Source organism: Paraburkholderia sejongensis (assembly GCF_020880815.1).
In the GTDB taxonomy this organism is placed as follows: Bacteria; Pseudomonadota; Gammaproteobacteria; order Burkholderiales; family Burkholderiaceae; genus Paraburkholderia; species Paraburkholderia sejongensis.
In genome coordinates this window covers 121,399-138,781 of sequence record NZ_JAJITD010000013.1, presented here as the reverse complement: position 1 = coordinate 138,781, position 17,383 = coordinate 121,399, and the positions used below count along the sequence as shown (strand labels likewise).

Genomic DNA, 17,383 nt, shown 5'->3' with positions numbered 1-17,383 from the left:
TGCGACGTATCGAGCGTGGAAACAACCCGGCCCGCGACGACCCAAAGGAACCTCCCGACTTCATGCAAGTGCAGAAACATCCCCTGCCGTTCGCGCGACGCCGCTGCATCGGCGCACTGTCGGTTCGGCCGGTCCTCGTCGCGCTGCTGTGCGCGAGCCTCGTGGGCGGCTGCGCGCTGCCGTCGCTCGAAAGCCGGCCGGAATCGCACGCGCTGACGCCCGCGGTGGCCGCCAGCACCGATCTGGGCCGCGCGGTCGCCCCCGAGGTGGCCGCGCATGCGGGCCTCGCCGGCATCTATCCGCTGTCCGATGCGCATGTCGCGTTCGCCGCGCGCATGGACCTGATCCGCTCGGCGCAGCGCACGATCGATATTCAGTACTACATCTGGCGCAACGATCTGACCGGCACGTTGCTACTCGAACAGCTGCACGAAGCGGCCGACCGCGGCGTGCGGGTGCGGCTGCTGCTCGACGATCTGGGGATTCCGTCGGCGCTCGACCCGACGCTCGCGGCACTCGACGCGCATCCGAACATCGAAGTGCGGCTGTTCAATCCGTTCGTCGTGCGCAATCCGAAGTTCGTCGGCTTCCTGACCGACTTCCCACGCGCGAACCGGCGCATGCACAACAAGTCGCTGACCGCCGACGGCACCGCGACGATCCTCGGCGGCCGCAACATCGGCGACGAGTACTTCGACGCGACGGACGGTGTCGTGTTCGCGGACCTCGACGTGCTCGCGGTCGGCCCGGCGGCCACCGATGTATCGAATGACTTCGATCGCTACTGGGCGAGCGCGTCGGCCTATCCGGTCGAGCGAATCGTCCCGCATCAGGGCATCGGACTGCTGGCGGAGCTCGAACGCAAGGCGCGGGCGATCGGCGAGGACCCGGCGGCCGCCGAGTACCGGGAAGCGCTGCGCGGTCCGCACGTCGTGCAGAAAATGCTCGACCGGCAACTGCCGTTCGATTGGGCCAAAACGGAGATGATCAGCGACGACCCCGCGAAGGGTCTCAACAACGCGCCGCCGGAAGCATTGATTGGGCACCAGATGCGCGAGGTGCTCGGCGACCCGCACAAGGAAGTCGACCTCGTATCGCCGTATTTCGTGCCGGCGAGCGCCGGCACGCAGTATCTGACCGACCTCGCGGCGCACGGCGTCGATGTGCGCGTGCTGACCAATGCGCTCGAAGCGACCGATGTGGCCGCCGTGCATTCGGGCTATATGAAGCGGCGCATCGAGCTGCTGCAACACGGCGTGCACCTGTACGAACTGCGGCGCGTGCCGGGCAGCGCGCACAAGAAGGAGCAGTCGCCGGGACCGTTCGGCAGTTCAGGTTCGAGCCTGCATGCGAAAACCTTCGTGGTCGACTCGCAGCGGGTGTTCGTCGGCTCGTTCAATTTCGATCCGCGCTCCAAGCATCTAAATACCGAGCTGGGTCTCGTGATCGACAGCCCCGACCTCGCGACCCAGGTCGACCGCAAGTTCCTCGCGTTGCTGCCGACGGTCGCGTACTCGGTGCATCTCGACGAAAACGGCAAGCTGTACTGGATCGAGCGCAACGGCGACGTCGAAATCCGTCACGACACCGAGCCCAATACGACGTGGTATGCGCGGCTCGGTGTGTGGATGCTGTCGATCATGCCGATCGAGTCGCTGCTATAGCGGCGGGGGCGGCGGCGATCGCGGCGAGCTGCACGTTGCTAGCTGCGGGCGGCACGACCTCGACTTGCGTGGCGGGTCGTGTCGTTGGGTGGGAACGCGCGCTCAGAAGCGCCGGAAATCGCGATCGCGCAACGGATCGGGCGTGCGCAGCGTTTCGCGCAATACGCCGTCGGTGTCGAACGAGAAATTGAACAGCAGCGGGGTGATGTTGTTTTCGATGTACCGGTACGACCAGACTTCGCGTTGCGAACGACGGAAAAACGCAGTTTCCACCGGCCGTCCGAAATTGATCAGCACGTCGTCGCGGGTCCATTTGCCGATTTCCGCGCGATTGAATTCGCTTAGCTGCAACACCTGACGCACGTCGACGATCTTGCCGGACGCGTCGATATCGGCGGCCACGGTGGTCGTGCCCATCGGCTGCGTCGGCCACATCAGGCGGCGCCCGCCGCCCGGCAAGTCATACACTTCGCGCGGCTGACCCATGCGGGCGATGATCGTCGATTGATCCTGCCCCGCCTGGAATTGCTGCCACGGCTGCGCGCACGCGCTCAACACCAATGCGCTCACGCAGATCAGCGCTGCGCGGCGCCACTTCAGTGACGCGCGCGCGGCGCGCGCAGTCGTGCCGGGAACGCGGGCGAAGCGGGTCAACATGGAGTTCTCCCGATAACGTGGGGTTCGGTCGTGCGCGGTCGGGCCGGCGGCGCTGGCGGAACTGGCGGCGGTGCTGGCGGATAGGCGCGCAACCGTGCGCGCGCTGCTCGCCGGCGACCGCCGGCCGCGTCGCCCTATGTTCCGTCAGCTCGCGTGATGCGCCGCTTACTGCATCAGCTTCGCGCGCAGGCGGGTGTGCTCTTCCGCGGTAATCGAGCCGGACGCTTTCAGCTTGTCGAGCTTTTCGAGTTCGTCGGCGACGCTGAAGCCCACCACGTGGCGCAGATCTTCACGCACCTGTTTCGCGCGCGCCTCGTTGCGCTCCGCCATCCCGCGATGCTGGGTGATCAGATACGCGAAGATGCCGATATACGGCAGGATGATCAGGAAAATCACCCACAGGACTTTGCCCCATCCCGATACGTCATGACGCCGGAAAAGGTCGCCGGACACAGTAATCAGCAGCCAGAACCACAGAATAAAAATAAAGATCGAAAAGATGTCAGCCAGAAAGTTCGTGAATGTGAAACCATCGTTAAAGAAAAGCATTGTTGTTCTCCTGTCATTCCGGTTGCAATTGAAAGACCTAACTGATTCCGACCTCTGGTTGCGCGCTATCGCGAGCGTTCGCAACAGCACGACAGCGCCGAAAATCTACCACGAGAGCATGTCCGCCGCGCGCATGGATTCAATATCGCCGAAATGAAAGGCGTGTATGGAATCGAACGAATCGCGGCAAGCGACGCCTCTAATTCAGCGCGTAGTTCACCTATCCTCCTTGCGAGTCATGACCTTACTCCCTGATAGCGACCTTTTTTAAGCTTTATAACTTAAGCGAACGCGACAACGCGAGCACTTTTTGAGGATTCCGTTCGATCCAGGATTCTGTCGCGGGATCAGAAATGTCAACAGAATCGCCACACCAGGCACGCGGGGCACCTCCATAAATAGCCACTCACCCACAAAAATTCGCGGCGGCAACCGACGCGCGTGAAAGGGGGCCAGCCGCCGCCGAACAATCTGAAAATATGCATAAGAAATCGTACCAGTCCTATTTAATGGGACGACCGCGTCTGGTCAACTCGCCGTTCCGGGATAAGTGAAAAGAGTCGGCGCCTGACAGCTCGCTTTTCAGAGCTTCGTTTGCAAGCCGCCCGCCTACGGAACGTTCCGGTATCGTCATGTCGTCCACCTCCTCCTACAGCGTCTTGAACCAGTTGCGCCGCTATAAGCGGCTGCTCGTGTTCGGCGGCGGCGTGGTGACGACACTGATGCTCTTGATCGCGCTCGCGCTCGCGATCCTTTCCGCGGTGCGCGCGCACATCGCCGCCGAACGCCAGGCGTTCGTCGTCTACCACGATCGCGTGATGGAGCAGGTGCGGGCGAGCGAAGCGTCGTTTCGTATCGGCATCGTGGGCTCCGAGCGGGCCTGGCCGGACAGCGAGAGCGTCAACCCTGCGCTGGTCGCTCAATTCCGCCAGCAGGGCGGCGAGCTACTGTTGCAGCCGACGCCGGCCGACCTGCAACAACGCGTGTTCGCGGTCAACCCGGCCGCGCTGCGCGATGACACGATCCGCCGCTATCTCGCGCTCGCCGAGCAACTGAGCCGCTCGCGCACGATCCACTCGCTCGCTCGGGGCCGCCAGCTGCCCGGCTACTTCTACAGCATCACCTACGACATCGCCGGCATCATGCCGTCGCCGCGCGCCGACGCAGCGTGGCCGCCCACCGCCACGGCGGCCGAGCGCGAACGGCTGATGGCCGCGCTCGCCGAAGGCGTCACCGGCTTCGGCGATAGCCGCACGGGCGCGCAGACCGGCATGCACCGGCAACTGTTCTGGCTGCCGCCCGCGCTCAGCCCGCTGACCGGCAAACCGGCGATCCGCCTCGTCGCGCCGCTGCTGCACGACGACGAACCGTTCGCGATGGTCGTCACCGAATACGAGCCCGATTTCCTGACCGCGCCGTTCGCGGCCGAAACCCGCTTCGGCGGTATCTATACGATCATCGCCGGCGACGGCACGATCGTCTCCAGTACGATCCCGCTCGCGCGCGATGCCGGGCTCGTCGATCCGCTGCGCACGCTGGCCATTACGAAAAAAGCCGGCGAGAGCTGGCACGACGGCATCCTGCGGATTTCGGGCCCCCTCGGCGATACGGGCTGGATGCTGGTGCATGCGTGCACGTGGCGCGAAATCATCGCGGGTATCGGCGTGCAGCTGGTGATCGGCGCGACGGCGACCGTCATCATGCTGATCGCCGCGTGGAGCTTTCTGATGTCGTTCAGAAAGCGCGCGGTGCGTCCCGCGCTCGATCGCTCGCAGCGTCTATTCGAAAGCGAACAGCTGAACCGCACACTGATCGAAACCGCGCCGGTGGGGCTCGGACTGATCGCGTTGAAGGACGGCACGCCGCTGTTGCGCAGCCCGACCATGGTCGCCACGGCGAAGCGCGTGGTGGTGCCGGCGCCGACGCTGTCGGCCGAGCTTGCGGCGCGCTATCACGCCCGCGCGCGAAGCGGCGCGCCGGACGACGACGAGGTGATGCACGAAGAGATGACGCTGCCCACGCGCGACAGCGATTCGATCGATCTCGCCGTCAGCGCGACGCCGTCACGCTACCAGGGCGAGGACGTGCTGGTGGTCGCGGTCACCGACGTGACCGCGCACCGGCGTCTCGAACAGCGTCTGCGCGAAGCCCGCGAAGCCGCGGATTCGGCCAACGCGGCGAAGTCGGCGTTTCTGGCCGCGATGAGTCACGAGATCCGCACGCCGCTGAACGCGGTGCTCGGCAATCTGGAATTGCTCGCGCAATCGCCGCTGGACGCGTTGCAGCGCGACCGGCTCGCGACGATCCGCGCGTCGTCCGAGGGACTGCTTGGCATCATCAGCGACGTGCTCGACTTTTCGAAGATCGAGGCCGGCGAGATGACCCTCGAGGACATCGAGTTCGATGCGCTCGACGTGATCACCCGCTCGCTGACGATGTTCGCGCCGATCGCCCAGGCGAAGGATCTGCGGCTCGTCGCAAACCTCGGCACAGCGGTCTCGCTTCCGATGCGCGGCGACCCGACGCGGCTCGGCCAGGTGATCAACAACCTGCTGTCGAATGCGATCAAGTTCACCGAGCACGGCGACGTGACGCTGCGCGTGTCGGTGCCCGACATGGCGGTGCTCACGGGGCTGCGCCTACAGCTGGAGGTCGAGGACACCGGTATCGGTATCGGCGCGCGGCAGCAGGCCACGATCTTCCAGCCGTTCAGCCAGGCGGACCGGTCGATCAATCGCCGCTTCGGGGGCACGGGCCTGGGGCTCGCGCTGTGTGCGCGGCTGACCCGCGCGATGGGCGGTGAGATCACGATGTGCAGCGAGCCCGGCTGCGGCAGTTGTTTCACTGTGCGCGTGCCGCTCGGCGATCCGCTCGCCGCGCCCGAGATGCCTCGCTTCGCCGGCGAGACGGTCACGCTGGTGGCGGCCAGCGAAGCTTCGCATGCGTACGCGGTCAGCGCACTGCAGGCGTGGGGGCTCACGGTCAACGCGTATCAGCATCCGGTGCAGGTCGATACGGCAACGCTTGAGCGCAGCCGCACGCTGCTTCTGCTCGGCGAACGCGAAACATGGCATGCGGACGACGAGAACCGCTTGATCGAAGGGGCGTCGTGGGTAATCGATTGCACCGCCGACGGTCCGTTGCATCCGATCGCGACAGGCCGGCTCGTACGGGTATCGACCTTCAGCCTCGCCGCGCTCGCACGCGCGTTGCAACATACGCTGCGCAACCTGCCGCTCGCGGCGACGGCCGAAACACCGCCGGTACTGCCGCGCCGCCTGAAGGTACTGGTCGCCGAGGACAACGCGACCAACCGCCGTCTGTTCGAAGAACAGCTGGCGATGCTCGGCTGCACCGCGACGGTTGTCGAAGACGGAGCGCGCGCGCTCGCATGGCTGTCGCGCGACTCGTTCGACGTACTGATCACCGATCTGTCGATGCCGGTGATAGACGGCTATGAACTGACACGCGAAGCGCGCCAGCGCTGGCCGCGCATGCCGGTGATCGCGGCGACCGCGTCGGTCACGACGGAGGACCGCGCGCGCTGCGAGGCGGCGGGCACCACGAGAATGGTGACGAAGCCTTTATCGCTCGTGCGCTTGCGAGCGACGCTCGCCGAGGTCACCGGGCTTGGCGTAACCGGGGCAGCGCTGAACTTCTGCGATGAAAGCCCGCCTCGGGCTACGGCTGATCTTGCCGTTGCCCAGTCGGCGCCGCGGTATCGCGCCGGCAACGCCCTTCGAACTAGCGCAGACACTCATGATGGTGACGGGCTGCTCGGCGGCCGGCCACTGCCCGCGGCGCTGCGTCAGACCTTCCTCGACTCGTTCGACGCGTCACTCACGGTCATTGCCGCTGCCCAGCGGGACAACGACGCGCCGCGCGTGCTGGCCGAACTGCATTCGATGCTCGGCGCGCTGGGCGTGTTCCGGCAACATGCACTTGCCGCGCGCTGCGCCGCGCTGCAAATCCGCATCAAACAGACAGGGCTCGCTGATCTCGGCGACCTCGATATCGCCGCTCATCTGCGCGACGCGCAGGATACCGAATTGACTTACGGCGGCTAACTGGCGGGCGCCTGCTTATCCACCATTGCGGGCAGCAACCCGCGCCACCCTCATCCAACTGCGGGCGCTTCGAATACGAGTGCCTCGGGGGGTGCCGCCGCCGGATCGGCCACGTTGATCATGATGTGGGTCAGCACGCTTTTTGATGCGAACGCGTCGAGCCATTGCCGTGCGAGACGGGGCAGAATGTGCTGCTCGATAAAGCCGATCAGCACGCGTGCGCCGGTCTCCTGCACCAGGCAGCGGCCCACGATGTAGTCGACCACCTCCGGTGCATAGCTCAACTCGATGCCGTTGTTATCCGCCATCCGCCGGATCACATGGTTCAGATGGAGTCGCACGATTTGCGCCAGCGAATCTTCGCCGAGCGGGCGATATGGCACCACCGTCATCCGCCCGAGGAACGCGGCCGGGAACGCCTTCAGCAGTTCCGGCGCCAGCGCGGAGCGCAGACCGTCGAAGTCCGGCGCGAGCATCTCGTCCGCGCACAGACTCGCGGTCAACTCCGAGCCCACATTGCTGGTCATCAGGATGGTCGTGTTGCGGAAGTCGATATAGCGACCGTCGCCGTCCTCCATGTAGCCCTTGTCGAGCACCTGGTAGAACATCTCGTGCACGTCGCCGTGTGCCTTTTCGATCTCGTCGAGCAACACGACCGAATACGGACGCCGGCGCACGGCTTCGGTCAACACCCCTCCCTCGCCATAGCCGACGTAGCCGGGCGGCGCACCCTTGAGCCCTGACACCGTATGCGCCTCCTGATACTCGCTCATATTGATCGTGATCAGATTCTGCTCGCCGCCATACAGTGCCTCGGCCAATGCGAGCGCGGTCTCGGTCTTACCGACGCCGGACGGTCCCGCAAGCAGGAACACGCCGAGCGGCTTGCGCGGATCGGCGAGTCCGGCGCGCGCGGTCTGCACGCGCTCGCCGATCTGCCGCAATGCATCGAGCTGACCAATCACCCGCTCAGCCAACGTGGCAGGCAATAGCTGTACCGCGCTGACTTCGTCGGTGACCATGCGTCCCACGGGGATGCCGGTCCAGTCCGAAACGATTTCCGCGACGATTTGTTCGTCGACCTGAGGAAAGACCAACGGCGTGTCCGCCTGCAGGTTCGACAAGGTCTCCTCCAACTGCCGCAAAGCCGCGATCGAGGTTGCGGCGCACTGTGGCGCTGCGGCTGCGGCGTCGGTCTCGACGTGGACCTCGGGCGACGCTTCGGCCTCCACGGGTGCGCTCAACGCGCTGCGCGCGTTCGACAGCGCTTGTGCCGCTTCGGCCTGTGCCTGCCATGCCGCCTCGACAGCTCGCTCCTCCAGCTCGAGCATCGCGATGCTCGCGTTGACCTCGGCCAACGCTGCCTCGCTGCCCAAACCGATCCGGGTCTCGCTATCGAGCAACCCGGCCTCGACACGCGCGGCCTGCAGGCGCTCGCGAATCCGCTGCAACTCGCGCGGGGGCGCATGCTGCGACAACGCGACACGCGCGCAGGCGGTATCGAGCAGGCTGATCGCCTTGTCCGGCAATTGACGCGCTGGAATGTAGCGGTGCGACAGCGTCACCGCCGCGCGGATCGCCTCGTCGAGTACCACGACGCCATGATGGCTCGCGAGCGTATGCGCCAGACCGCGCACCATATTGATTGCGGACGGTTCCTCCGGCTCCGCGATCTGCAGTACCTGGAAGCGGCGCGTGAGCGCCGGGTCTTTTTCGATGTGCCGCTTGTATTCGGCCCATGTGGTCGCGCCGATCGTGCGCAGCGTGCCGCGCGCGAGCGCCGGCTTCAACAGGTTCGCCGCGTCGCCGGTGCCCGCCTGGCCGCCCGCGCCGATCAGCGTATGGATTTCGTCGACGAACAGCACCACCGGTACCGGCGACTTCGCCGCCTCCTCGAGTACGGCTTTCAACCGCGCCTCGAACTCGCCCTTCATGCTCGCGCCGGCGACCAATGCACCGACGTCGAGACTCAACAGCCGCACGTCGGCAAGTTTAGGCGGTACCTCGCCAGCGGCGATCGCCCGCGCGAGCCCTTCGACCACAGCGGTTTTGCCCACGCCCGCGTCACCGGTCAGCAGTGGATTGTTCTGGCGGCGGCGCAGCAGCACGTCGATCATCGTGCGGATCTCGACCTCCCGGCCGACCACCGGATCGATTTCGCCGGCCCGCGCGCGGGCGGTCAGATCCGTGCAGACCTGCGCGAGCGCCGAGCCTTTCGCGGGCGCAGCGAGCGCGCCGGAAGCCTCGCCCGGCAGAGCCGCCGAGAAGTCGCTCTGGTCGTAAGGCGTTTCGTCCGCTTCGGGCGAACCTGCGATCCAGCCGGGCAACGCATCATGAAGCCCATCCACGCCGATCTTGCCGAATTGCGGCGAAATGGCCAGCAACACACGCCGCAATTCCGGCGTCTCGACGAGTGCGGCGACAAGCCACGCGCCGCGAATCCGGCGGTCGCCGAACGCCAGCGTGGCGATCACCCACGCGCGCTCGATCGCCGCTTCGACGTGATGCGAGAAGTCGCTGAGCGCGCTCGCACCGGACGGTAGCGCAGCGAGCGCGGCCTGCAGATCGCGCTCGAGCAGTTCGCGACTTATTTCGCAGTGCCGGGCAATCCGGTGCAGATCGCCGTCGGATTGCGCGAGCAGTTGATGCAGCCAGTGCACGAGTTCGATATACGGATTGCCGCGCAGCTTGGAATACGCGGTGGCCGATTCAATACTGCGAAAGAGTGTCGCGTCGAGCTTGCCGAACAGCGCGTGCCGTGAAATAGACATAGGAACTTACAAGCAAAGAGTTTCGAAAGATGTGACACAGCATAGCCCTTCAATCGCCATCTGTATTTGGGCCGTCGCCCATATTCCGCTCGCGATGCACGAAGTACCATTCTTTTCAACACGCATCCGCACGCCGCGTTTGCGCACCGTTTGATGGGCTGGTTTGATGGGCTGGTTTGATGCGCTGTCCTGATGAACGGTATTCATGTACCGCATTGGCGCAGATCAGCAGGCGTTTTTTTGCTGACCGTTTTCCTATTTCCGCAGCAGGAGGGTTTTTCGTATGTTCACGTCGCCAGCTAACTTCTTTCACGCTCGCTGAGCGGCAGCACCATGGCCACCTATCAGGCCCGCTGGGATAACTCACCGCTCGCGGCAGACTCGCTCAGGATGTTCGCTAGAACAACCGGGCCCGACGCGCCGCCACCGCCCGCGCCGGGGTCGCCTCACGAGTGCGCGCCGGACACTGGTTCGGCCGACTGCGCTTCGGGCCAGGACGACACGCGACCCATCGACGCCGACCAGTCCGGCGAGCACGAACCGACGGCTGCTTTAAAGTCCGAGCCCCCGTGCGAAGCGCTGCCCGCCGCGGCGGCCGACTTCAGCGACCTGCTCGCGCTCGCGGACGGCTGCGCCGACGACCCGCTATTGCAGATCGGCCGCGAGCCGCTCCCACTGGAACAGGGCGGGCTCGACAGCGAATCGTTGCGGGTCACCGAGTACCCCGACGAAACGGACCCGCTCAGCGCCCTGACGCTCGAATATCGCCGCGCATTGCTGAGCCAGCGCAGCGATAACGCACATCAGTTGAAAACGACCACTGCGGAAGGTACCGGCCCGGTGATCAGGGTCTCGCACGACACCTTCGCCGAGCTCACGAGTCACTCGCATCCCGAAGCATCGGTGGTCGATCTGCTGACTGAGGGCAAGACCGTCGACACGCTGCTCGAAAGTCTCGACACATTCGGTGCCGAGCAGATTTTCGAGGCGAACCAGACGCACGAAATTCTCGCGTTGCTCGCGCCGCACGGGCTGTCCGCGCGGCGCCCCGGCCCCACTGCGCAGCTTGCGCGCGCCGAACACCATATGGTCAGCGTCGACAGCTACATGCCGATGCCGAATTCAATTGAAGACGAAGCCCCGAAAATTGCCGATGAACATGATCACTGATTCGCTCGCCCTTCCCGCGGCGACCCTCCACAATCTACTCGGCACGTTGAGCCTTGGAGAGCTGAAAGCACGCACCGTCGAGCACGTGCGTAAGCATCCGTCGAACGTGCGCGAACGCTGGCTGCTGTTCGAACTGCTGTGTCTCGACGGCGAATGGGACCGCGCGCTTCAGCAATTGCAGACGTGGGCCACGCTCGAGCCCGAGGGCACGTCCCGCGCACAGATGTATCGCGGGCTGATCCAGAGCGAGATGTTCCGCACCGAGGTGTTCGCGGGCCAGCGCACACCCGGGGAGATCGACCCGCTGCCCGCGTGGGTCAATACGCTGGTGCAGGCGAACGCCGAACTCGGCAAGGGCAACCTGACTGCCGCCGACCAGTTGCGGCGCGCCGCCTTCGACGAGGCGCCGACCACCCGCGGAGAAAGCGAGACGATCGGCGCGTTCGAGTGGCTGACCGACAGTGACAGCCGGCTGGGTCCGGTGTGCGAACTGGCCGTCGCCGGGGGCTATCGCTGGGTACCGTTCGACGCAATCAAATCGCTGACGCTCGGCCCGATCACGTCGCTGACCGACCTCGTCTGGCGCTCGGCGGTGGTGGGACTGCGCAACGCGACCGTGCTGCGCGGCTATCTGCCGGTACGCTACCCCGGCTCTGAAAACGGGCCGACCGAACTCAAGATCGCGCGCGAAACCAGTTGGCAAGACGTCGGCGAAACAGGGGTGCTGGCACTCGGCCAAAAGACCTGGAGCACCGATAACGGCGACTTCGGTCTGCTCCAAATCGGCGAGTGTCGCTTCATTTACGACGAGCAGCCATGAGCGCGTCCGACATCCGCCATCGCCAGGCCTATTTGCCGTCGCTGATCGATCGTCTGCTCGACGACGCGCCTCAGCGGCGTACTGAGCACCCGAATGCGTATGCGCCCGACGCCGAACGCATGCATCGGATCATCCAGCGCGATCTGAGCCTTCTGTTCAACACGACCAGCCTCGACGACGAGTTCGACACGACGCGGTATCGCGCGGTCGCCGACTCGGTCGTCAATTACGGCATCGCCGCGCTATGCGGCAGCTATCTCACCAATCGCAACTGGGAGACCGTCGAGGCCAGCGTGCGCGCCGCGATCGTCCGCTTCGAGCCGCGCCTGATTGCCGACGCGCTACGTATCAGGCCAGTGCACAGCGAAAATCCAATCCGCTACAACCAGTTGGCCATCGAAATCAGCGGGCTCATGCACTGGTCACCGTATCCGCTCGAGTTCCGGGTTCAAAGCGCGTTCGACATCGAAACGAACCACGTCACGTTCGCGCAGGACTCGCACCGGGAGCACTGACATGGAGCCGCAATTCCTCGATTACTACAACCGCGAATTGACCTACATGCGGGAGATGGCCGGCGAATTCGCCGCGCAGCACCCGAAAATCGCGCGCCGTCTCGGAATGGAGGGCATCGAGATCGCCGATCCGTACGTGGAGCGGCTGATCGAGGCGTTCTGCTTCACGTCGGCGCGCACGCAGATCAAGCTCGACGCCGAGTTTCCGCGCTTCACGCAGCGGCTGCTCGAAGTGGTCTATCCGAATTACGTCGCACCGACGCCGTCGATCGCAGTCGCGCAGTTGCTGCCGAGTCTGAGCGCCGGCGATTACACGAAGGGCGTGGTAGTGCCGCGCGACAGCATGATGCGCTCCGCAATTCCGCCCGGCGAGCAGACGCCGTGTGATTTCCGCAGCGGCCAGGACGTCAAGCTGTGGCCAATCGAAATCGCGGAGGCGCGACTGACCGCCGTGCCACCTGATATTCCGAACACCGACCGCCATTTGCTGCCGCACCAGCAATTGCGCGGAGCATTGCGGCTGCGCCTGCGCACGACCGGCGCGGTCACCTTCGACCAGATGACCGGGTTCGACCGCCTGCCCATCTACCTCGGCGGTGACGAGCGCATCGCGTCGCATCTGTTCGAGTTGATTCATGCCGGCAGTGTCGCCGCCGTGGTGCGCAGGTTCGGCGCGCCGCGCGGCGAAGGACACGTGATCGCCAAACTGCCGGTCGAGTTCGAAGGGCTGCAGGCCAATCAGGGCTTGCTGCCGCTGACGTGGAACACGTTCCACGGCCACAATCTGCTGCAGGAGTATTTTGCGTGCCGCCAGCGCTTCTATTTTTTCGCGCTCACGCAACTGTCCAGCGGCCTCGCGCAGGTGAACAGCAACGAGGCCGAAATCGTGCTGCTGCTCGACCGTCTGCCGGATGAATTGGCCACCCACGTCGACGCGTCGCGCTTTCTGCTGTTCTGCACCCCCGTCATCAATCTGTTTCCAAAGCACACCGACCGCGTCGAAATCAATCGCGCGCACGCGGACTTCCATCTGCTCGCCGACAGTACACGGCCGCTCGACTACGAGATCTTTTCGGTGTCGCGCGTGCATGGCCAGAAGACCGAGACGTCGGACGAGACCGAATTCAATCCGCTCTATCAAACCCTGCATAGCGACATCGGCAATCACGGCCGCTATTTCTCGATACGCCGCGAGCAGCGCACGCTATCGGACAATGCGCGCAAGTACGGCACGCGCACGCCGTATATCGGCACAGAAGTCTTCGTGTCGCTAGTCGATCAGACGGAAGCGCCTTATGGTGACGACATCCGCTATCTGTCGGTCGATGCGTGGCTCACGAATCGCGACCTGCCGCGTCTCGTCCCGCGTAATGGCAAGACCGATCTCACGATGTCCGATTCGGTGCCGATCGAAGGCGTGCGTCTCGTGCTCGCACCGAGCGCGCCACGCCCGCCCTACGCGAGCGGCTCGGCCGCGTGGCGCCTGATCCGCCAGTTGAGCTTTAACTACATGCCGCTCGCGGAACTCGATCACGGCGATGGCGGCCAGGCGTTGCGCAACATGCTCGGCCTCTTCATCACTCCAGGCGAGCACGAACAGGCCCGTCAGATCGAGGCGCTCGTCGGTGCGCGTACCGAACCGGTGGTGCGGCGCCTGCCGGGGCATGGTCTGCTCGTCTACGGGCGCGGCGTGCGCTGCGAGCTGACGGTGGACGAAACCGGGTTTTCCGGTGTCAGCCCGTATCTGTTCGGTCTCATACTGGAGCACTATCTCGCCCGTCACGTGTCGATCAACGTGTTTACCGAGACCGAACTGCGTTCGATGCAGCGCGGCCTGATTACCCAATGGCGGCCGCGCATGGGCGGCCGTGGCGCGGTATGAGTATGGACCTGCAGCATACCGGCACGGGCGCGCCGACCCGCTCGCTCGATCCACAAGCGCTCGACGCGTGGTTCGATCCGGATACGCCGTGGCGATCCGGCTTTCTGAGCCTGTTGCGCGCGATCGCCGCGCGTGATCCGCAGATGCCGTTGCCGGGCACCGCGCGTCTGCCGCGGGAAGAGCCGTTCCGGATCAGCCAGCAGCCAACGCTCGCGTTCGCGCCGCGTGAGATCGCTTCACTCGGCATTCGCGACGGCCGCCTCGACGTGCGCCTGTTCGGGCTCGGCTTGTGGGGTCCGCAGGGGCCGTTGCCGCTTCACATGACGGAGCTGGCCTACAGCCGGGTCGAGAGCCATCAGGACCGCGCGCTCGTCGAACTCGTGGACCTGTTTCATCATCGCGCGCTGTCGCAGTTCTATCGCGCGTGGGCCGGGTCGCAGGCCACCGCGTCGCTCGACCGGCCCGACAACGAAACGTTCTCTTTCTACGTCGCGAGTCTGAGCGGCGTCGACCCGGCCGATGCACGGCGCTCCTGTCTGGCCACCCACGCGCGCTATAGCGCGGCGGCACACCTCGTGCGCGAGGCGCGCAATCCGGACGGCGTCGCCGCAACGCTGTCGCATTACTTCGGCGTGCCAATGACCGTCGAGGAATTCGTACCGCACTGGATCCTGCTGTCCGGCTCGGAGCACTCGAAGCTCGGCATCCCGGGCCCGGCCGCAATCATCGGCGATTGCGCGCAGCTCGGCGAGGCCATTCCGGACCGTCAACACAAATTCCGGCTGGTCGTCGGGCCGCTCGATCTCGATCAGTACCTGCGACTGACGCCACACGGCGAAGATCTGCCGACCTTCGTCGAATGGGTGCGGGCCTTCGTCGGCCACGAATATGCGTGGGAGGTCAAGCTGCTGGTCAAGCCGCGCGCGGCGCCGCCGGCGCGTACCGGCACGACGCAACGGCTGGGCTACTCGACGTGGCTCGGCGAATCGCTGGACGAAGCGCCTGTCGTCGGCATGGTGTTCGAACCCGAGCAATACAACGCCTGATTCTGGAGTTTCTACCGATGAACGCCCCTTCGTCCGCCGCCGCGTTCCGTTACCTCGATCTTCTCGAACCGGTCGATGCCGACGCGCCCACCGGACCCGACCTTGAATACGATCCGGATTTCGTCATGCTGCTCGCCGATGCGGCGCCGCGCATCGAGGCGCAGTACGGCAATTTCGTCGAAGTGCCGCCGGCAGCGAACTGGGCCGAGATCGAGCGCGCCTGCCGCGCACTGCTGCTGCGCACCAAGGACATTCGCGTCGCGGTGATTCTGCTGCGCTGCCGGATGCGAATCGACGGCGCGGCCGGATTGCGCGATGGCCTGGCATTGCTCAAGGCGCTGCTCGAACGCTACGGAGAAACGCTGCATCCGCTGCCGGTGTTCGAAGGCGAGCGCGACCCCGCCATGTACGCGAACGCGATCGCCGGTCTCACTGACCCGGACGGCGCGCTGGCCGACGCACGCGACATTGCGTTGCCGAAGGCCGCCGGCGCGCAGTTGCATTTGCGCGATATCGAGAAATCCTTGGCGTTACCGCGCCACAAGGATGCGCTTGCGCCGGAATCGGTCGCGCGCCTGCTGAAGGAGTTGTCGGGCAGGCGTAATCCGGTCGTATCGGCGTTTGCCGAAGCGCATCGCTCGATCGTGGGCATCGCCGAGTGGTGCAGTACGGCACTGGGCGCCGATGCGCCGGACCTCGGCGCGCTCGCGCGCCTGTTGCAGCCGTTCGCACAAGCTGAACTCGAAGGCGGCCCTGCACCGATCTCCGCTATCGCGCCAGCCGATGCGCAAGGTGCCTGCGCTGCGGGGGCACCCGTTGCAGGCAGCGGCGCAGCCGACACGGCGGCGGCAGCGGCGGCGTCGCCGGCCCCCACTATCCCCGCGCCGGCCTCATCCGATGCCCTTGCCGCATCGCCTACCGTCGCACCGGCCGCCACGGCCGCAAGCATGGATCGCTGGAGCGCACTCGCCGCCATTCAGGAAACCCGCATCTGGTTCGAACAAAACGAACCGAGCAGTCCCGTCATCGTGTTGCTGCGTCAATCGGAACGAATGGTGGGCAAGCGCTTTTCGGAACTCGCCCATGTCATTCCAGCCGAGCTGCTAGCTCAGTGGGACGAGATGGACAACTGAGGGCAAGCGGCGCGCGAGTGCGCAGCTTGCTATTTTCGCCAACCCCTTACGGTACGCCGGTCAAACCAAACTATTCCAATGAAAACATTCGTCCAGTTTCTCGTTGTGGTGTGTTTCGCGATTCCTCGTCTCGTTTCCGCGAGCTGTAACCAGTTGACGCCGGCGCAGGTGGCCGGCGAGATCGAGGCAGGCTTCGGCGCCGCGCAACAGCTTCTCATCAGCGTGCAGTTCCAGGAAGCCTCCGTGTCGATCGACCCCGACCTGCCGATTGGCACGGTAATCGCCACCGGGGAGTCGCCCGCTCTCGCGACCGATACCACCTTCGCCGACTGCACGAGCGGCGGCAACGGCGGCACTATCGCATTCGACTATTCCGCGGCAACGCCTTCCACGGTATCGGGCGTCTACAACACAAACATCCCGGGCATCGGCTTTCGGACGACCTATATGCGCGCAAGCGGCAACAATTCCACTATGCCGTTCGTATCGACGATCGCCGGGGCTGGACGGGACACAAACTTCGCCCAGCTTCTCAGCGGGGCGAAATTCAGCATCGAGCTGGTGAAGACCGGGGACATCGACAGCTTCGCGACCGTGGTGCTCAACACCGTCGGCAGCGGCATTGCCAACGGCGACGGCAGTCAGGTCGTTCTGATCACCGGCGGCAGTATCAACGTCAAGGTGCTGCCCAGTTGCGCGGTCAACGCGAGCACACTGAACATCGATTTCGGCACGTTCGGCCCGGCCGACGTATCGACCACCGCCGGCCCCACGCAGCCAGTCGACTTCACCGTGCTCTGTACCGGGCCTACGCCACCGGCCTCCATTACCGCCGTGCTGTCCGGCACCCCGGATGCGAACGACGCCAGCATGCTACAGAACACCGGCGCGACCAATCTCGCAATCCGGTTGCGAGAAGTGTCCAGCAGCACGATCCTGAAGCCCAACGATCCGGGCAGCACGCTCGTCCATAGGCCGAACGGCAATATGCAATCTCCGTTCGGGCTCGAGGCAACGGTGCTGCGCGTCGGTACCGTTGCGCCGACCGCCGGCAGGATTCAGGCAACCGCGACGATCACGATGACCATTCTTTAAGCCGGACACGGCGA

Annotated in this window: 12 protein-coding genes; 9 read left to right on the top strand and 3 right to left on the bottom strand. The window is 65.0% G+C overall.

Annotated elements, in window-relative coordinates:
• The first annotated feature begins 62 nt into the window (after nt 1-62).
• Nucleotides 63-1,664, top strand: coding sequence for a phospholipase D family protein (locus LJ656_RS24285; RefSeq protein ID WP_230512063.1), 1,602 nt, complete (start codon nt 63-65; stop codon nt 1,662-1,664).
• 102 nt (nt 1,665-1,766) lie between these two features.
• Here the strand turns inward: LJ656_RS24285 and LJ656_RS24280 are convergent, their stop codons facing one another.
• Complete coding sequence (locus LJ656_RS24280; RefSeq protein ID WP_230512062.1) at nt 1,767-2,321, bottom strand: hypothetical protein; 555 nt, start codon at nt 2,319-2,321, stop codon at nt 1,767-1,769.
• Nucleotides 2,322-2,486: 165 nt separating this feature from the next.
• Entirely contained in the window at nt 2,487-2,870 is a 384-nt protein-coding gene (locus LJ656_RS24275; RefSeq protein ID WP_075305081.1) for an SHOCT domain-containing protein, read from the bottom strand.
• A gap of 632 nt (nt 2,871-3,502) precedes the next feature.
• Here LJ656_RS24275 and LJ656_RS24270 point away from each other — a divergent pair.
• Nucleotides 3,503-6,937: an ATP-binding protein gene (locus tag LJ656_RS24270; RefSeq protein ID WP_230512061.1), complete on the top strand. Its 3,435-nt coding sequence runs from the start codon at nt 3,503-3,505 to the stop codon at nt 6,935-6,937.
• Between the two features lie 50 nt (nt 6,938-6,987).
• Here LJ656_RS24270 and tssH read toward each other — a convergent pair whose 3' ends face one another.
• Nucleotides 6,988-9,708 (bottom strand): type VI secretion system ATPase TssH, encoded by a 2,721-nt coding sequence (gene tssH / locus LJ656_RS24265; protein ID WP_230512060.1) that lies wholly within the window; start codon nt 9,706-9,708, stop codon nt 6,988-6,990.
• A 390-nt stretch (nt 9,709-10,098) separates the two neighbouring features.
• Here tssH and LJ656_RS24260 point away from each other — a divergent pair, with 390 nt between their 5' ends.
• The 7 genes from LJ656_RS24260 (at nt 10,099) to LJ656_RS24230 (ending at nt 17,369) form a co-directional block, all read left to right on the top strand.
• Nucleotides 10,099-10,878: a TagK domain-containing protein gene (locus tag LJ656_RS24260; protein WP_230512059.1), complete on the top strand. Its 780-nt coding sequence runs from the start codon at nt 10,099-10,101 to the stop codon at nt 10,876-10,878.
• Nucleotides 10,862-11,698: a type VI secretion system accessory protein TagJ gene (locus LJ656_RS24255; protein WP_230512058.1), complete on the top strand. Its 837-nt coding sequence runs from the start codon at nt 10,862-10,864 to the stop codon at nt 11,696-11,698. The genes LJ656_RS24260 and LJ656_RS24255 overlap by 17 nt, the downstream gene beginning before the upstream one ends.
• Nucleotides 11,695-12,213 carry a type VI secretion system baseplate subunit TssE gene (gene tssE / locus LJ656_RS24250; protein ID WP_230512057.1) on the top strand — a complete coding sequence of 173 codons (519 nt, stop codon included), beginning with the start codon at nt 11,695-11,697 and terminating at the stop codon, nt 12,211-12,213. Before LJ656_RS24255 ends, tssE begins: the two co-directional genes overlap by 4 nt.
• Before the next feature lies 1 nt (nt 12,214).
• Nucleotides 12,215-14,095: a type VI secretion system baseplate subunit TssF gene (gene tssF, locus LJ656_RS24245; RefSeq protein WP_230512056.1), complete on the top strand. Its 1,881-nt coding sequence runs from the start codon at nt 12,215-12,217 to the stop codon at nt 14,093-14,095.
• A complete protein-coding gene (gene tssG, locus LJ656_RS24240; protein WP_230512055.1) occupies nt 14,092-15,141 on the top strand; it encodes a type VI secretion system baseplate subunit TssG in 1,050 nt (349 codons plus the stop codon). The genes tssF and tssG overlap by 4 nt, the downstream gene beginning before the upstream one ends.
• A 17-nt stretch (nt 15,142-15,158) precedes the next feature.
• Nucleotides 15,159-16,274 carry a type VI secretion system protein TssA gene (locus tag LJ656_RS24235; RefSeq protein WP_230512054.1) on the top strand — a complete coding sequence of 372 codons (1,116 nt, stop codon included), beginning with the start codon at nt 15,159-15,161 and terminating at the stop codon, nt 16,272-16,274.
• Nucleotides 16,275-16,352: 78 nt separating this feature from the next.
• The gene (locus LJ656_RS24230; protein ID WP_230512053.1) at nt 16,353-17,369 is read left to right on the top strand and encodes a fimbrial protein; all 1,017 of its coding nucleotides are present in this window, start codon (nt 16,353-16,355) and stop codon (nt 17,367-17,369) included.
• The last annotated feature ends 14 nt before the right edge of the window (nt 17,370-17,383 follow it).

Coding starts and splice junctions, on each gene's coding strand:
- LJ656_RS24260 (WP_230512059.1), top strand. CDS start 10,099: ATGTTCGCTAGAACAACCGGGCCCGACGCGCCGCCACCGCCCGCGCCG.
- tssF (WP_230512056.1), top strand. CDS start 12,215: ATGGAGCCGCAATTCCTCGATTACTACAACCGCGAATTGACCTACATG.
- LJ656_RS24255 (WP_230512058.1), top strand. CDS start 10,862: ATGAACATGATCACTGATTCGCTCGCCCTTCCCGCGGCGACCCTCCAC.
- LJ656_RS24280 (WP_230512062.1), bottom strand. CDS start 2,321: ATGTTGACCCGCTTCGCCCGCGTTCCCGGCACGACTGCGCGCGCCGCG.
- LJ656_RS24285 (WP_230512063.1), top strand. CDS start 63: ATGCAAGTGCAGAAACATCCCCTGCCGTTCGCGCGACGCCGCTGCATC.
- LJ656_RS24270 (WP_230512061.1), top strand. CDS start 3,503: ATGTCGTCCACCTCCTCCTACAGCGTCTTGAACCAGTTGCGCCGCTAT.
- LJ656_RS24230 (WP_230512053.1), top strand. CDS start 16,353: ATGAAAACATTCGTCCAGTTTCTCGTTGTGGTGTGTTTCGCGATTCCT.
- LJ656_RS24235 (WP_230512054.1), top strand. CDS start 15,159: ATGAACGCCCCTTCGTCCGCCGCCGCGTTCCGTTACCTCGATCTTCTC.
- tssG (WP_230512055.1), top strand. CDS start 14,092: ATGAGTATGGACCTGCAGCATACCGGCACGGGCGCGCCGACCCGCTCG.
- tssE (WP_230512057.1), top strand. CDS start 11,695: ATGAGCGCGTCCGACATCCGCCATCGCCAGGCCTATTTGCCGTCGCTG.
- LJ656_RS24275 (WP_075305081.1), bottom strand. CDS start 2,870: ATGCTTTTCTTTAACGATGGTTTCACATTCACGAACTTTCTGGCTGAC.
- tssH (WP_230512060.1), bottom strand. CDS start 9,708: ATGTCTATTTCACGGCACGCGCTGTTCGGCAAGCTCGACGCGACACTC.